This is a genomic window from Oenococcus sicerae (genome assembly GCF_004102045.2).
In the GTDB taxonomy this organism is placed as follows: domain Bacteria; phylum Bacillota; class Bacilli; order Lactobacillales; family Lactobacillaceae; genus Oenococcus; species Oenococcus sicerae.
Window position 1 is genome coordinate 1,089,502 of the sequence record NZ_CP029684.2, and the last position, 14,089, is coordinate 1,103,590.

Consider the following 14,089-nt stretch of genomic DNA (forward strand, 5'->3'; position numbering starts at 1 on the left):
TCGTCTCCGATCTATTCATAGTGGCGCATGAACAAATCTTCAAGCGTTGGTGGATTGCTTTCTAGTTTTGTTAGCTTGTAGGGCATCAGCATGGTCATAATTTCAGCTACTTTATCCGAATCCGCTTGAAAAGTTGCTGCTGTATCGGTAATAACTAGGTCATGGACCGAATTGAGTCTTTTGAGTCCTATTGGCGGCTCTTGCGTTTCGACTTTGTATTGATAGCGTGTTAAATGCCGTAATTCGTCAAGCGTACCGGTTTCAACGATCTCGCCTTTACGAATAACTGCGACACGGTCGGCTAATTTTTCAACTTCCGACAAAATATGGCTGGAAAGAATGATCGCTTTGCCAGCTGTCTTAAGTTTTCTAACCTCTTCTTGAAAAACTGCTTCCATTAAAGGATCCAGTCCGCTCGTTGGTTCATCGAAAATATAAAGTTCGGCATCACTTGCAAGGGCAGCGATCAAAGCCACTTTTTGCCGATTTCCCTTTGAATATGAGCGTGTTTTTTTCTTGGGATCAAGATCGAATTTCTGAATCAGCCGATCGCGCTTGACCGGGTCTCCTTTGCCATGCAATTTCATGAAAAGATCAATGATCTCACCGCCTGAAAGATTCGGCCACAGGTAAACATCCCCAGGTACATAAGCGGTTTGTTTATGAATTTCAGTTGCGTCACGCCAAGCATCTTGACCGAAAATTTTGGCTTTGCCGCTGCTTGCTTTGATAATTCCCAGCAAAATACGCAGCGTTGTCGATTTTCCGGAGCCGTTAGGTCCAATGTATCCTAATACTTCACCTGCATTGACATCAAATGTGACATTTTTCAGAGCTGAAAACTTACCGAAATTTTTTTGAAGATTTTCAACTTCAACGATCTTAGCCATTTTTTTCTTGCATCCTCAAAAGCTCATTCGTTTGATTTTTATAAATGAACTTTAATACCCTTAACAGTTCATATTGTACTATTTAACTTGAATTAGTACAATAAAAAAGTTACGATGAAAGAGAAAAACGAATTAATCTAATAATCTGGTGGATAGTATGAGTCAAACGGAAAAAAAGAAAAAGGCCATCTTAGCGACAACCTTTGTTTTACTGAATAATAAAGAAATTAAAAATATTACGGTTGACGAGATCGCTGATAAAGCGGTCGTTTCCAAAGTGACGCTATTTAAATATTACAAAAATAAAAATCATCTGATGAATGTCGTGATCATGAATGCACTCAAAAATATGCTTGTGGAGGTGGAGGCGATCATCGATAGCGATCTTGATTTTGAAGATACTTATCACGCTATTACGGCCATGAAGCTGAAACAGCTTGAGCATTATTCAGCGACTTTCAATCAAAATCTTATGGTTCAATATTCCGAGAGTCCTGATTTTTTTGATGCTGATGCGATTGATGCTCAATTGCAAATCTATGATGGCCTCTTTGAAAAAGGACGAGTCGAGGGTAGGATTTCTCCAGCTATCACGAAAAATGATTTTATGTTTATTATTAAAATTTTTATCGAGGGTATGAAAGGTCTGCCGGCGGCGCTGCTGTTTCAGAAGGCTGATTTGATCACACGTTTTTTTATTAATGGTTTTAAATAAAAATCCTAATCAATCATGCAGGGGATTTTATTTTGTTTGTGATAATTTAGGTTGAATGTTGTTAAACCAGTCTTCTAGAGCATTTTTAAGATCGGTTGCCACGAGGTTTTCATATGATGATGACTTGATGTATTGGAAATCGCTGCTATTGTTCAAATAGCCCATTTCCAGTAGAACGGATGGTAGGTAAGTATCTCGGATGACTAAGAAATCGCCAAAAGAAGTGCCGCGATTTGATAAAGGCAGATTTGTGAAATGGTTTTTGATCGTTGCGGCTAATTGATAAGAGTTAGTTGTCTGTTTGTGATAATAATATTCAGTTACACCGGTTGCGGCATTAGCTACCGTGTAATTATCAAAATGAATGCTGATAAAAGCATCGGCGTGATATTTTTTAGAAATATTTGTGATTTTAGTCAGCGGCCACAAAAGCTTATCGCTGCTTCTTGTCATAATGACGCGTGCACCTGTAGATTCAAGTGCGCTTTTTATTTTTTTTACCGTAGCCAAAGTATATGTTTTTTCAAAATATTGAGCGTCTGTGCTGCCATCAACGGCTAGTGAGCCAGGATCGGAACCACCGTGGCCAGGGTCTAAGACGATCGTTGCTTCAGTCATTCGATCAGGATTGACAACATTATTTGTTTTGCCGTCAGCCACCCAGCTAGCGATCCAACCATTTTTCTTGCCATCGGCCGTTTGGACTTTTATCCAGCCATGTGCTTGACTGATGACTGTCATTTTTTCGAGTTGTTTTAAAACGGCCAGCTGCTGATACATGGGGCCAGGCCCACTTCTTAAAACGGTTTTCTTGGCCTGCAGCTTAATATATTTGGTCTGATTCGTTATTTTAATTTCTGGTACGTAAATAGAAGCAATCAAGAATAATCCGACCAGAATGAAGGCTGCCGAGATCCACAGGGGGACTTGATTTTTCATAAATCGTCTGAACACATGGAAATTATATCTCAAAGGAGATTATCGTTTTTTAAGACAGTGTTAAAATTTCATATGTATGTCTGATAAATTTTTTCAAAAACCTAAAGGAACTGCGGACTTGCTTCCTGCTGTTCAGCCGATCTGGCAAAAAATAAATCAAATTGCACAGGATGTTTTCGGCCATCGTTATCGCTTTGGTAAGATCGATACACCATTATTTGAAAATTATGAGATATTTTCACGTACATCTGGTGATTCATCAGATGTTGTTAGTAAGGAAATGTATGATTTCAAAGATAAAGGTGATCGCCGTATGGCTCTACGACCCGAGGGTACAGCCGGTGTCGTCCGAGCCTATGTTGAAAATAAATTGTATGGTCCGGAGTATGAAAAACCTGTTAATCTGTATTACTTAGAATCTATGTTTCGCTATGAACGCCCGCAAGCTGGTCGTATGCGTGAATTTCATCAAGTGGGGGTCGAAAGTTTTGGCTCCGACTCGCCTTATTTGGATGCTCAGATTATTCAGATGGCAATTGATTTTTTCAAAGAGTTCAAATTAACTGATTTAGTTGTTAAAATCAATTCGTTGGGCGATGATGAATCCAGAACAGCTTTTCGAACGGCATTAGTCGATTATTTAGTAGGCTTTCAAGACCAATTAAGTGAGGATTCGAAGAAACGTTTGCAGACTAATCCGATGCGAATTTTGGATTCAAAAGATAGGAATGATCAAAAAGTATTGCTTAATGCGCCGCATCTTTTAGATTATTTAAATCAGGATTCGAAAAGTCGTTTTCAAAAAGTGACCAGTGCTTTAGATGATTTTGGTATTGAGTACGTTATTGATGATAAATTGGTTCGCGGTCTGGATTATTATAATCACACAATTTTTGAAATTGAAACATCAGATCCGAAATTGAAATCCGCAGCGACGATTTGTGGCGGCGGCCGTTATTCAGGAATGGTCGAGGATTTCGGCGGACCAGCAACACCTGCTATTGGTTTTGGCATTGGGCTGGAACGTTTGATCACATTGGTTGGGGAAGTTGAAAATCAGGATCTAGTGGATGTTTACATTGTTCAGACTGATCATTCTGTGAATGCTTTTGCAAATTTATTAGCCAAACAGTTGCGTGAACGATTCCATTTTGGCGTTTTATTAGATTACACGAATCGATCAATGAAGTCGCAATTCAAGTCGGCAGATCGAACTCAGGCAAGATATTCAATCGTGGTTGGCGAACAAGAAGTATCAAACAAAGAATTAACGATCAAAAAAATGGTTGACGGCAGCCAAAAAAAAGTATTACTGCAACAACTGAAAATTGAGGATTTTTTATGAGTAGTAGACAAAGAACAATTTATGCAGGGCTGGTTAACGAGAAGTTAGCTGACAAAACGGTCACTTTGAAAGGCTGGGTTCAAAAACGTCGTGACCTTGGCGGATTGATTTTTATCGATCTACGAGACAGGGAAGGCATTGTCCAACTGACTTTTTCTGATGAATTTTCAACTGATGCACGCCACATAGCTGAAAAAATTCGTAGCGAATATGTTGTTTCGGTCACTGGCACCGTTTCTTTGCGAGCTGATTCGGCTATTAACCCCAAAATGAAGACAGGCAAAGTAGAAGTTTTGGTTCATGAAGCAGAAATTTTGGCTGAATCAAAGACGCCGCCTTTCGATATCGAAGATGGTGTTGATGTTAATGAAGAGCTGAAACTCAAATATCGTTACCTAGATCTTCGTCGACCTGAGATGCAAAAAGGTTTAGTTTTACGGTCTAAAATTATTTCTTCGTCAATGCGCTTCATGGAAGCGAATGGTTTTTTGGATATCGAAACACCTTATTTAGCCAAAAGCACGCCGGAGGGCGCACGGGATTATTTAGTTCCGTCTCGTATTTATCCTGGCAGCTTCTATGCTTTACCGCAATCACCGCAACTGTTTAAGCAGCTGCTGATGGGCGCAGGTTTTGATCGCTATTTTCAAGTGGCACGTTGTTTTCGAGATGAAGATCTTCGTGGAGACCGTCAACCGGAATTTACTCAATTGGATGTTGAAACATCTTTTATGGACCAAAAAGAGATTACGACGCTTGTCAATCGTTGGGTCACACAAATAATGGCTGATGTTTTAAATGTTGATGTTGATTCCAGCCAGTTTCCGATTCTTCACTGGCAAGAGTCAATGGATCGTTTTGGTTCAGACAAGCCAGATTTGCGTTTTGACGTTGAATTGCACGATGTTTCTGGTATTGCTAAAAAAACAAATTTCGCTGTCTTTACGAATGCTATTGATAACGGTGGTTTCGTAAAAGCCATTGTGGCGCCAAAAGGATCGAAGCAGTTTACGAGAAAAATGATCGATAATCAGGCTGATTATATCAAACGTTTTGGTGCAAAGGGACTGGCCTGGGTTAAGTATGAAAATGATGCTTTGACTGGTCCGATCGCTAAATTCTTAATAGAGATCAAAGATGATTTAGTAACAGCACTGGCTTTAAAAGACGGTGATTTAGTCTTTTTTGCAGCGGATAAATTCTCAGTTGTTTCAGACACACTGGGCTACTTACGTAAATATGTCGCTAAAGAATTACATTTAATCAATGAAAACGAATGGGATTTTGCTTGGATCGTCGACTGGCCTTTATTTGAATATTCGGAAGATTTTCATCGTTGGATCGCTGCTCATCATCCTTTTACGATGCCTAATGAAGAAGATCTGCACTATCTTAACGAGGGTGAAGATCCACATAAAGCACATGCTCAGTCTTATGATTTGGTCTTGAATGGTTACGAATTGGGTTCTGGTTCTATTCGTATCCACACAATGGCTATTCAGGAAAAAATGTTAAAAGCACTAGGCTTTACAGCTGAAAAAGCAGAAACGGCTTTTGGTTTTCTGCTCGAAGCTATGCAGTATGGTTTTCCACCAATGGGTGGCATTGCACTTGGTCTTGATCGCCTTGCAATGCTGCTTGCCGGAAAAGACAATATTCGTGAAGTAGTTGCCTTCCCGAAGAATTCAAATGCAACTGAACCCATGACCAAGGCACCTTCAAGAGTTTCAGACAAACAGTTAGCGGAGCTTGGTTTAAGAGTTCCGGAGTAATTATTACTGTCGTCATATATTTTTAATATTTGAAATTATTTTGTAAATTTAATGTAATAATAAGAACAGTGGTGAGGGAGAGTAAAAAAACTAGTTTTATTCCTGGAATTGAAGGTTTAAGAACTTTCTCTGTTATTGGGGTAATTCTATTTCATTTGTGGCCGAAGGTGTTTGCCGGGGGATTTGCCGGTGTGACGGTCTTTTTTGTGATATCGGGCTTTTTAATGACGCGAATCATTCTTGATGAACTGGCGCAACGCGGCAGTTTTCGCTTAAAACGTTTTTATTTACGCCGTTTTTGGCGTCTTTATCCAGCCTTTATCGTCATGATTTTACTGACAATTGCTGTTTTAACACTCGGATTTCCAGAAGGGCTTTTTGGCATCAGAGGTACTTTGCTAAGCAACATGTTTTATGTCAATAACTGGTATCAGATCATTCATTCTGTTTCATATTTTGCGGCCGGTGCTCATTGGCCAGTCTTCACGCACCTTTGGTCGCTTTCGGTCGAAGCTCAATTTTATTTTGTATGGCCGATTATCTTGATTATGATTCTTTATGCTGGCGAAAAAAAATGGCAATTATCATTGATTCTGTCAACGGTTTTAGCTTTGCTATCAGCAGCTTTGTTTGCGTTTTTTTATTCACCCTCGTCTACGAATCGTGCCTATTATGGTACAGATACTCGCGTTTTTTCTTTTATCATTGGTGGTATTGTTGCCATTTTTATTACATTATTATCCTCACCTTACTGCCCGGCTATTTTGCATCGAATTCAAAACAAGTTGAACCAATCTGCCGTTTATGTGATTCCAACAAGTCTGCTTGCTTTACTGACAATTTTTGTAACGGCAAATGGTGTCCAAGCATGGACATATTATTTTGGCATGCTGCTATTGAGTATTCTAACTGCTCTTTTGATTTATTATCTGATCGCGAATGCCCAAAGCAAGTTTGCCCTCATCATGGGTAATCATATATTCCAATATATCGGATCACGTTCTTATTCCATCTATCTTTATCAGCTGCCCATCATGATGATGTATGAAAAGCTATTTCCGACAAGCTCGCTTGCAGGACAATTTTCGTTATCTTGTGTTTCTGTGATAACTATTTTGATCGTGGCTGACCTGTCTTATCGATTTATTGAAATGCCTTTCCGCCATGGTCTTGTTTGGTCGAAACATCCAACAGCTTGGAACTTGCAAACGATTTTAATGACTTGCTTAGCTGTATTTTCAATCACTGGAACTGCATTTGGCCTAACTTCAAAAAGCGCAACCAGGTCTAAAGCAGCCGATCAATTGCAGCATGAATTAATGAATAGTTCAAAGAAAATCGCTAAGCAAAATAGTCAGGCTGCAAATCAAAGAAGCAAATCAGCTGCTTCATCAAAAGCTGCCAGCAGTTCTACTAGCGGCCAAAATAGTTCAGTCGATGCCAATTCTAAGGATCAGCAGATGGCAGCGGTATTCAACACCAGCAGTCAGAATATCCAAAAAGTGCAATCTCTAAGTATTACAGCCATTGGGGATTCAGTCTTATTGGATGTTGGTCCTGATTTGCAATTAGCTATGCCGAAGACCTTTGTTAATGCAAAAATCGGGCGGCATACCATAGATGCTGTTAATGTTGTAGACAATTTGAAAAAAGCTGGAAAACTGGATAATATTTTATTGATGATGATCGGTACAAATGGAGAGATTTCTCCGCAAAATATTCAGCAGATCCGTCAAATTGCAGGTTCCAGACAAATTTATTGGGTCAATTCATTTTCGAATGGGCGGCCTTGGGAAGCGCCAAATAATCAAGTTTTAGCAACAGCAGCTCAACATGACCCAAATCTTCATATTGTTGATTGGTATGATGGCGCTCGGGCACATCGCGAATGGTTTTCGCCGGATGGTATCCATCCGCAGCAAGCTGGTAACCGAGCCATGACAACTATGATTATTGATACAATTGCAGCAAATACCAAATAGTTTTACATTTTAATCACAAAATGAATGGGCTTTTGAAATATAAAAGCTTTTTTTAATCCCTTTTTGTATTCTGCAATGTTACATTATTTTAATTTTGAGCAGGAGAAAATTTTTTTGAAATGTTTAAGAAAAGTTAAAAGCTGATACTACATGATGTGTTTGATACCCACTTTTCCACAAAAAAACGGCAAAGACAATTTAAAGCATCGGTGATCTTGCTTTGTTTTGCTCTGTTTGCCTTGATTTTGCCATCAACGGCTGGAAAAGCTGACGATGCATCCTCGGCGGGTTCCTTTTCAGCCGCAAAAGGATTGGCTAAATCAGTTGGCCAAACAGCCGCTACTTTTACATTTAGCAACGTTGATTCTAAAAAAAATCCTGAGGCTAAGAGCAATTCACTAGAAAAACTCGATTTTGTGAAGAATTCTTCACAAACTGCTGCCGCAACAAGCAGTGCAATAGCAACGAGTTCTGCTAGGTCACTACAGACTGGCTCTATAACAGCAAGTACCATCTCTTCTCAGTTGCCATCTGCCAGCAGTTCCAGTATTGCTTGGTCCTCGTCCTCCCAAAGTTCTGTACAAATACATTCTTCGAAAGCGAGCAGTTCGGTAATCCAGAAAATAGTTGTTTCTATTTCATCTACAACTAGTAGTAAAGCATCCAGCTCGTCTGTTTCATCTGTTTCTGGTGACGTTAACTGGCTGATCTCACGAGAATCTGCCGGTAATCCTAACGCTGAAAATGGTGATTATTTAGGAATCGGACAGTTGACTGAGGCAAGCTATGAAAAATATGTCGGTCAAACATGGACTCAAGTGAAAGGAAATTACCAATTACAGCTTTCTGCTATGCAACAATATATTGCTAACCGTTACGGATCGGTATCTGCCGCAATTTCTTTTTGGACAATTCATGGTTGGTATTAAACCATTTTGCTTATCCTAGGCTATTATTCTTGCCCCGCATAGGCTTTTGCTGTAGTATAGACAGGTATGCCTTTTACGTTTTATGCTTTAATACGGCCGTAAACGCCGGTATATCAAGGATTAGTGATGATATTCAAGGTTGCGACACGCACGGCACCGTTGCCATGGTGACCGTCTGTCGGTTTTTGAATGGAGCAAGCTGATTTTTAAAAATCAACGAAAGGAATAAATTATGGCAGAAAGAAAAATTCGGATTCGCTTGAAGGCTTATGAGTATCGCACGATCGATGCTTCAGCAGCAAAGATCGTTGAGACCGCAAAGCGTACTGGCGCACAAGTTGTTGGCCCGATTCCGCTACCGACAGAACGTACTCTATACACTATTTTGCGTTCTCCTCATAAGTTTAAGGATTCGCGGGAACAATTTGAAATGCGTACACATAAGCGTTTAATTGATGTTGTTAATCCAACTGACAAAACAGTTGATTCTCTTCGCAAACTGGATCTTCCGGCTGGCGTTGCAATTGAAATTAAACTCTAATAAATGAAGGAGAAAGTCATGACAAAAGGTATCTTAGGCCGAAAAGTCGGTATGACTCAGGTTTTCACTGCTAAAGGTGAATTGGTTCCTGTGACTGTCATTGAAGTATTGCCAAACGTCGTACTTCAAGTTAAGACTCCTGAGACAGATGGCTATTCAGCTATTCAACTCGGTGTCTTTGATAAGCGCAAGATCGCTATCAACAAACCTGAACAAGGTCACGCAAAAAAAGCTAACGCGACCCCTAAGCGCTACGTTCGCGAAATTCGTGACGCGCAAGGCGATTATAAAGTAGGGGATAAAGTTGAAGCCAGTATTTTCACTACTGGTGAATATGTTGATGTACAGGGAGTAACCAAAGGACATGGTTTCCAAGGTTCTATTAAGCGTTTAGGACAGTCTCGTGGTCCTATGGCTCATGGTTCTCGTTATCATCGTCGCCCAGGTTCAATGGGTGCGATCATCAATAAGGTCTTTAAAGGCAAACTGCTTCCTGGACAGATGGGCGGAGATATTCGTACTGCTCAAAAACTGCTTGTTGTTGCAACTGATTTAACTAATAACTTAATTCTGATCAAGGGAAATGTCCCTGGAGCAAATAAGAGTTTTGTGACTGTTAAGTCAACCGTTAAGCCTCATAAAGCAAGTGATATCAAATTAGCTGGCAGCGTTGGACAAGCTGCAAAAAAAGAAGTTGATGAAAAAGCTTCTCAGACAGCTGATCAAAATACTCAAGCAGATGTTAAAAATGACACTGCTTCCGCAAAATAAGAAAGGAGAACATGATGACTAAAGTTGCTTTATTCAAAAAAGATGGTACCGCAGCCGGCGAAATTGAGTTAGCAGATTCAGTTTTTGGTATTGAGCCAAATGAAACTGTTGTTACTGATGCAATTCTGATGCAGCGTGCTTCGATGCGCCAAGGTACTCATTCAGTCAAGAATCGTTCTGCTGTCTCTGGCGGCGGAAGAAAGCCATGGCGTCAAAAGGGAACTGGAAATGCTCGTCAGGGTTCTATTCGTGCACCTCAGTGGCGCGGCGGTGGTATTTCAATGGGGCCAACACCTCGTTCTTATGCTTATAAAATCAATCGAAAGGCTTACCGTTTAGCTTTAAAGAGTGCTTTATCTGACAAGGTTGCTTCTAATAACTTCATTGTTGTTGACAAACTTGATTATGAAAAGCCGTCAACTAAAGCTGTGATTGAAAGCCTTGATAAGCTGCAAGCAGTTAAGAAAACTTTGCTGGTCGTAGAAGACGCAAATGAGAATGCCAAGCTTTCGGCTCGCAATTTACCAAACGTTCAAGTGATGACCGCTAGCGGCGTTAATGTATATGACTTAGTTAAAGCTCAAAAGGTTGTTATTGCACAATCTGCTGTTAAACAGGTCGAGGAGGTACTAAGCTAATGCAAGCACGTGATGTAATCTTACGACCAATTATTACGGAATCTTCAATGACTGGTGCTGATAAAAAGGTTTACCAGTTTGAGGTTAATCGTAAAGCCACCAAGACAGATGTCAAAGTCGCCATTGCTGAGATTTTTGATGTAACGGTTAAAAAGGTCAATATCGCGAATGTTCGTGGCAAGAACAAGCGCATGGGCCGTTATGAAGGATTAACTCGTAATCGCAAAAAAGCAACAGTGAGTTTAACTGCTGACTCAAAAACGATTGAAGTTTTTCAAAATCAAGAGAATAAAAAATAATTTAGAGAAAGGAGTAACGCATGGCTATCAAGACTTATAAACCAACAACTAATGGTCGTCGCAATATGAGCGGATTTGATTTTTCCGTTATTACTAAGCAGACACCTGAAAAAAGTTTGTTGGCAAAAAAATCAAAGACTGGCGCTCGTAACGCTGAAGGTCGAATGACTGTTCGCCATCATGGCGGTGGTCATAAGCAACAATATCGAATCATTGATTTCAAACGAACAAAGGATGATAAAACTGCAACGGTTAAAGCGATCGAATATGATCCAAATCGAACTGCAAATATTGCTTTGCTTGTTTATGAAGATGGTGTAAAGAGCTATATCTTGGCGCCTAAGGGTTTGGAAGCAGGAACGAAAGTTCAATCTGGTCCCGATGCCGATATCAAAATCGGTAATGCGCTGCCATTGAGCAACATTCCTGAAGGTACTTTAGTGCACAACATTGAATTAAAACCAGGAAAGGGAGGCCAACTAGCTCGTTCAGCTGGTACTTCTGCGCAAATTCTTGGTAAGGATGATGCTGGCAAGTACGCCATCGTTCGTCTCTCATCTGGTGAAGTTCGCATGGTTCTTAGCACTTCTCGTGCAACTATTGGTGAAGTTGGTAATTCCGAGCATTCATTGATAAGCTGGGGCAAAGCTGGTCGTTCTCGTTGGCGCGGCAAGACACCTCATGTTCGTGGTTCAGTTATGAACCCTAACGATCATCCGCATGGTGGTGGTGAAGGTAAGGCTCCTGTTGGTCACCCAAGTCCTATGAGCCCATGGGGCAAAAAGTCTTATGGTAATAAGACTCGTGATAAAAAGAAGCCATCTACTAAGTTCATTGTTCGTGGACGGAAGGGTAAGTAATCGGAGGTTTAGATGAGTCGAAGTTTAAAAAAAGGACCTTTTGCTGATCCGTCATTATTAAAGAAGATCGGTCAGCTTCAAGGCCAAAGTAAAAAACCAGTTATTCGTACTTGGTCACGTCGTTCAACAATCTTTCCAAGCTTTATTGGATTTACGATTGCTGTCTATGATGGCCGCAAGCATGTTCCAGTTTATATTCAAGATGATATGGTCGGTCACAAGCTTGGCGAGTTTGTTCCAACACGTACTTTTCGTGGACATGCTGGTGGTGATGACAAAAAGACGGTTAAGTCAGGAGCAGTAAGCAATGGCTGAAAATATTACATCCGCAAAAGCTACAGCTTATCAAGTTCGAATCGCTCCGCGTAAGGCACGTTTAGTTCTTGATACTGTTCGTGGCAAGAGCGTTAATGAAGCTTATGCGATCTTACAATTTCTACCTAATACGGGCACTGAACCAGTTTATAAAGTATTGAATTCAGCAGTTGCAAATGCTGAAAATAATTTTGCGCTTGATAGAGCTGATTTGGTTATCAAGGAAGCTTACGCTAACGAGGGACCAACACTCAAAAGGTTCCGTCCGCGCGCAAAGGGTACCGCATCTAAGATTAATAAGCGTACTAGTCATATTACAATCGTCGTTTCTGAAAACGACAAGAAAGGAGCTTGAGTATGGGCCAAAAAATTAATCCAATTGGATTCCGTGTTGGAATTATTCGAGATTGGGATGCTAAGTGGTATGCCGACAGAAAAGAGTATGTTCCTGCTTTGCAAGAAGATATTCGGATTCGAAAGTATGTAGAAAAGAATTTGAAGGACGCTGCCATTGATCGTGTCACGATCGAACGTACAGAACCAACTCGTATTAACTTAACTATCCATACAGCTAAACCTGGTATTGTTATCGGTCGTGGCGGAGCTGATGTTGAAAAGTTGCGTAGCGAATTGTCTAAATTAACACTTCCTTATAAGGGACAATCAAAACGCGTCAACATCAATATTGTTGAAATTCGAAAACCAGATTTGAATGCTCATCTTGTTGGTCAACAGATTGCTGCTGATCTTGAGCGGCGTGTTGCTTTTCGTCGCGCTATGCGCGGTGCGATTCAACGTGTGCAGCGTGCTGGTGCCAAAGGTGTTCGCACAATGGTGTCTGGACGTTTGAATGGTGCTGATATTGCTCGTAAAGAGCAATATACAGAAGGCACTGTGCCACTTCATACTTTGCGTGCTGATATTGATTATTCATGGGATGAAGCCATGACCTCATACGGTAATCTAGGGATTAAAACTTGGATCTATCGTGGTGATGCTGAAAACGGTCAATTCGTTAAGGATGAAGATGTTGCGGCTGCGGCCAACAGTCGTAATTCTCGGAATAACAATCGTGGACGAGGCGGCAACAATCGCTCGAATAATGGTAATCGTTCTCGTCGTCCACGTTCGGAACAAGCTTCTACTCAAGCACATGGAGGTAATAATTAATGTTAGTTCCTAAACGCGTTAAGTATCGCCGTGTTCAGCGTGGCCATATGCGTGGTGAGGCCAAAGGTGGACGCGAAGTTGTTTTCGGAGATTATGGTTTACAATCTCTAGAAAGCAATTGGATTACCAACCGTCAAATTGAAGCTGCTCGTGTGGCGATGACTCGTTTTATGAAACGTGGCGGTAAGGTTTGGATTAAAATTTTCCCACAAAAATCTTACACTTCAAAAGGTGTTGGTGTTCGAATGGGTAATGGAAAAGGTGCTCCAGAAGGTTGGGTCGCTCCAACTAAAAGGGGAACAATCTTGTTTGAGATTGGTGGTGTTTCTGAGGCAACTGCTAAGGAAGCGCTACGGTTAGCAATGCATAAATTGCCAGTTAAAGCGAAGGTTGTTAGTAAGGCCGAAGCAGCTAAGGAGGCAAACGTATAATGAAGGCTTCAGAAATTAAAGGTTTGTCTCGCGACGAACTGCTGAAACGTGAAAAAGATGCAAAAGAAGAGCTCTTTAATTTACGTTTTCAACAGGCTGCAGGACAGTTAGAAAACACTGCTAGTCTTTCAACGGTAAAAAAGGACATTGCAAGAATTAAAACTGAGCTTCGTGCACAAGAAATCGCTGCTGAAAAGGCTAAGGCATAAGGAGGTTAATATGAGTGAAGAACGTAATACACGCAAAATTTATCGTGGACGTGTTGTTTCAGACAAAATGGATAAAACAATCACAGTCGCAGTTGAAACTTATAAAAACCATCCAGTTTATGGTAAGCGAGTTAATTACACGAAAAAGTTTAAGGCTCATGATGAAAACAATGTTGCGAAGATAAATGATGTTGTTGAGATCATGGAAACTCGTCCACTATCTGCCACTAAGCGGTTCCGCTTAGTTCGGGTAGTTGAAGAAGCTGTGGTTTTGTAATATTTT

General features: G+C 40.6%; 18 protein-coding genes. 16 read left to right on the forward strand and 2 right to left on the reverse strand.

Translation table 11 applies throughout. The features are described 5' to 3' along the window. Positions 1–11: 11 nt before the first annotated feature. On the reverse strand, positions 12–890 hold the full coding sequence (locus DLJ48_RS05525) for an ABC transporter ATP-binding protein (RefSeq protein WP_128686506.1): 879 nt from the start codon (positions 888–890) through the stop codon (positions 12–14). Between the two features lie 157 nt (positions 891–1,047). On the opposite strand from DLJ48_RS05525, the gene DLJ48_RS05530 reads away from it, so the two are divergent. Continuing rightward, positions 1,048–1,605 (forward strand): TetR/AcrR family transcriptional regulator, encoded by a 558-nt coding sequence (locus DLJ48_RS05530; RefSeq protein WP_128686507.1) that lies wholly within the window; start codon positions 1,048–1,050, stop codon positions 1,603–1,605. Between the two features lie 27 nt (positions 1,606–1,632). On the opposite strand, the gene DLJ48_RS05535 is transcribed toward DLJ48_RS05530, so the two are convergent. Then, positions 1,633–2,559 carry an N-acetylmuramoyl-L-alanine amidase family protein gene (locus tag DLJ48_RS05535; RefSeq protein WP_128686508.1) on the reverse strand — a complete coding sequence of 309 codons (927 nt, stop codon included), beginning with the start codon at positions 2,557–2,559 and terminating at the stop codon, positions 1,633–1,635. Positions 2,560–2,620: 61 nt separating this feature from the next. Between DLJ48_RS05535 and hisS the strand changes: the two genes are divergently transcribed. The 15 genes from hisS (at position 2,621) to rpsQ (ending at position 14,083) form a co-directional block, all read left to right on the forward strand. Then, positions 2,621–3,889, forward strand: a complete 1,269-nt coding sequence (gene hisS, locus DLJ48_RS05540) for a histidine--tRNA ligase (RefSeq protein ID WP_128686509.1) — start codon at positions 2,621–2,623, stop codon at positions 3,887–3,889. Next, positions 3,886–5,661 (forward strand): aspartate--tRNA ligase, encoded by a 1,776-nt coding sequence (aspS, locus tag DLJ48_RS05545; protein WP_128686510.1) that lies wholly within the window; start codon positions 3,886–3,888, stop codon positions 5,659–5,661. Before hisS ends, aspS begins: the two co-directional genes overlap by 4 nt. A gap of 71 nt (positions 5,662–5,732) precedes the next feature. After that, a complete protein-coding gene (locus DLJ48_RS05550; RefSeq protein ID WP_243148520.1) occupies positions 5,733–7,643 on the forward strand; it encodes an acyltransferase family protein in 1,911 nt (636 codons plus the stop codon). 155 nt (positions 7,644–7,798) lie between these two features. Next, positions 7,799–8,572 carry an aggregation-promoting factor C-terminal-like domain-containing protein gene (locus tag DLJ48_RS05555; protein ID WP_243148522.1) on the forward strand — a complete coding sequence of 258 codons (774 nt, stop codon included), beginning with the start codon at positions 7,799–7,801 and terminating at the stop codon, positions 8,570–8,572. A 232-nt stretch (positions 8,573–8,804) separates the two neighbouring features. Beyond that, positions 8,805–9,113, forward strand: a complete 309-nt coding sequence (gene rpsJ, locus DLJ48_RS05560; RefSeq protein ID WP_128686512.1) for a 30S ribosomal protein S10 — start codon at positions 8,805–8,807, stop codon at positions 9,111–9,113. A gap of 18 nt (positions 9,114–9,131) precedes the next feature. Then, positions 9,132–9,884, forward strand: coding sequence for a 50S ribosomal protein L3 (gene rplC, locus DLJ48_RS05565; RefSeq protein WP_128686513.1), 753 nt, complete (start codon positions 9,132–9,134; stop codon positions 9,882–9,884). Between the two features lie 14 nt (positions 9,885–9,898). Continuing rightward, the gene (rplD, locus tag DLJ48_RS05570) at positions 9,899–10,522 is read left to right on the forward strand and encodes a 50S ribosomal protein L4 (protein WP_128687094.1); all 624 of its coding nucleotides are present in this window, start codon (positions 9,899–9,901) and stop codon (positions 10,520–10,522) included. Further along, positions 10,522–10,821: a 50S ribosomal protein L23 gene (gene rplW, locus DLJ48_RS05575; RefSeq protein WP_128686514.1), complete on the forward strand. Its 300-nt coding sequence runs from the start codon at positions 10,522–10,524 to the stop codon at positions 10,819–10,821. The genes rplD and rplW overlap by 1 nt, the downstream gene beginning before the upstream one ends. A 20-nt stretch (positions 10,822–10,841) precedes the next feature. Continuing rightward, positions 10,842–11,681, forward strand: a complete 840-nt coding sequence (rplB, locus tag DLJ48_RS05580; protein WP_128686515.1) for a 50S ribosomal protein L2 — start codon at positions 10,842–10,844, stop codon at positions 11,679–11,681. A 12-nt stretch (positions 11,682–11,693) separates the two neighbouring features. Continuing rightward, positions 11,694–11,996 carry a 30S ribosomal protein S19 gene (gene rpsS, locus DLJ48_RS05585; protein WP_128686516.1) on the forward strand — a complete coding sequence of 101 codons (303 nt, stop codon included), beginning with the start codon at positions 11,694–11,696 and terminating at the stop codon, positions 11,994–11,996. Then, entirely contained in the window at positions 11,989–12,351 is a 363-nt protein-coding gene (gene rplV / locus DLJ48_RS05590) for a 50S ribosomal protein L22 (RefSeq protein ID WP_128686517.1), read from the forward strand. Before rpsS ends, rplV begins: the two co-directional genes overlap by 8 nt. Before the next feature lie 2 nt (positions 12,352–12,353). Continuing rightward, positions 12,354–13,166 (forward strand): 30S ribosomal protein S3, encoded by an 813-nt coding sequence (gene rpsC, locus DLJ48_RS05595; protein WP_128686518.1) that lies wholly within the window; start codon positions 12,354–12,356, stop codon positions 13,164–13,166. Beyond that, positions 13,166–13,597, forward strand: a complete 432-nt coding sequence (gene rplP / locus DLJ48_RS05600) for a 50S ribosomal protein L16 (RefSeq protein WP_128686519.1) — start codon at positions 13,166–13,168, stop codon at positions 13,595–13,597. Before rpsC ends, rplP begins: the two co-directional genes overlap by 1 nt. Further along, on the forward strand, positions 13,597–13,806 hold the full coding sequence (rpmC, locus tag DLJ48_RS05605) for a 50S ribosomal protein L29 (protein ID WP_128686520.1): 210 nt from the start codon (positions 13,597–13,599) through the stop codon (positions 13,804–13,806). Before rplP ends, rpmC begins: the two co-directional genes overlap by 1 nt. 10 nt (positions 13,807–13,816) lie before the next feature. After that, on the forward strand, positions 13,817–14,083 hold the full coding sequence (gene rpsQ, locus DLJ48_RS05610; protein ID WP_128686521.1) for a 30S ribosomal protein S17: 267 nt from the start codon (positions 13,817–13,819) through the stop codon (positions 14,081–14,083). Positions 14,084–14,089: the final 6 nt, after the last annotated feature.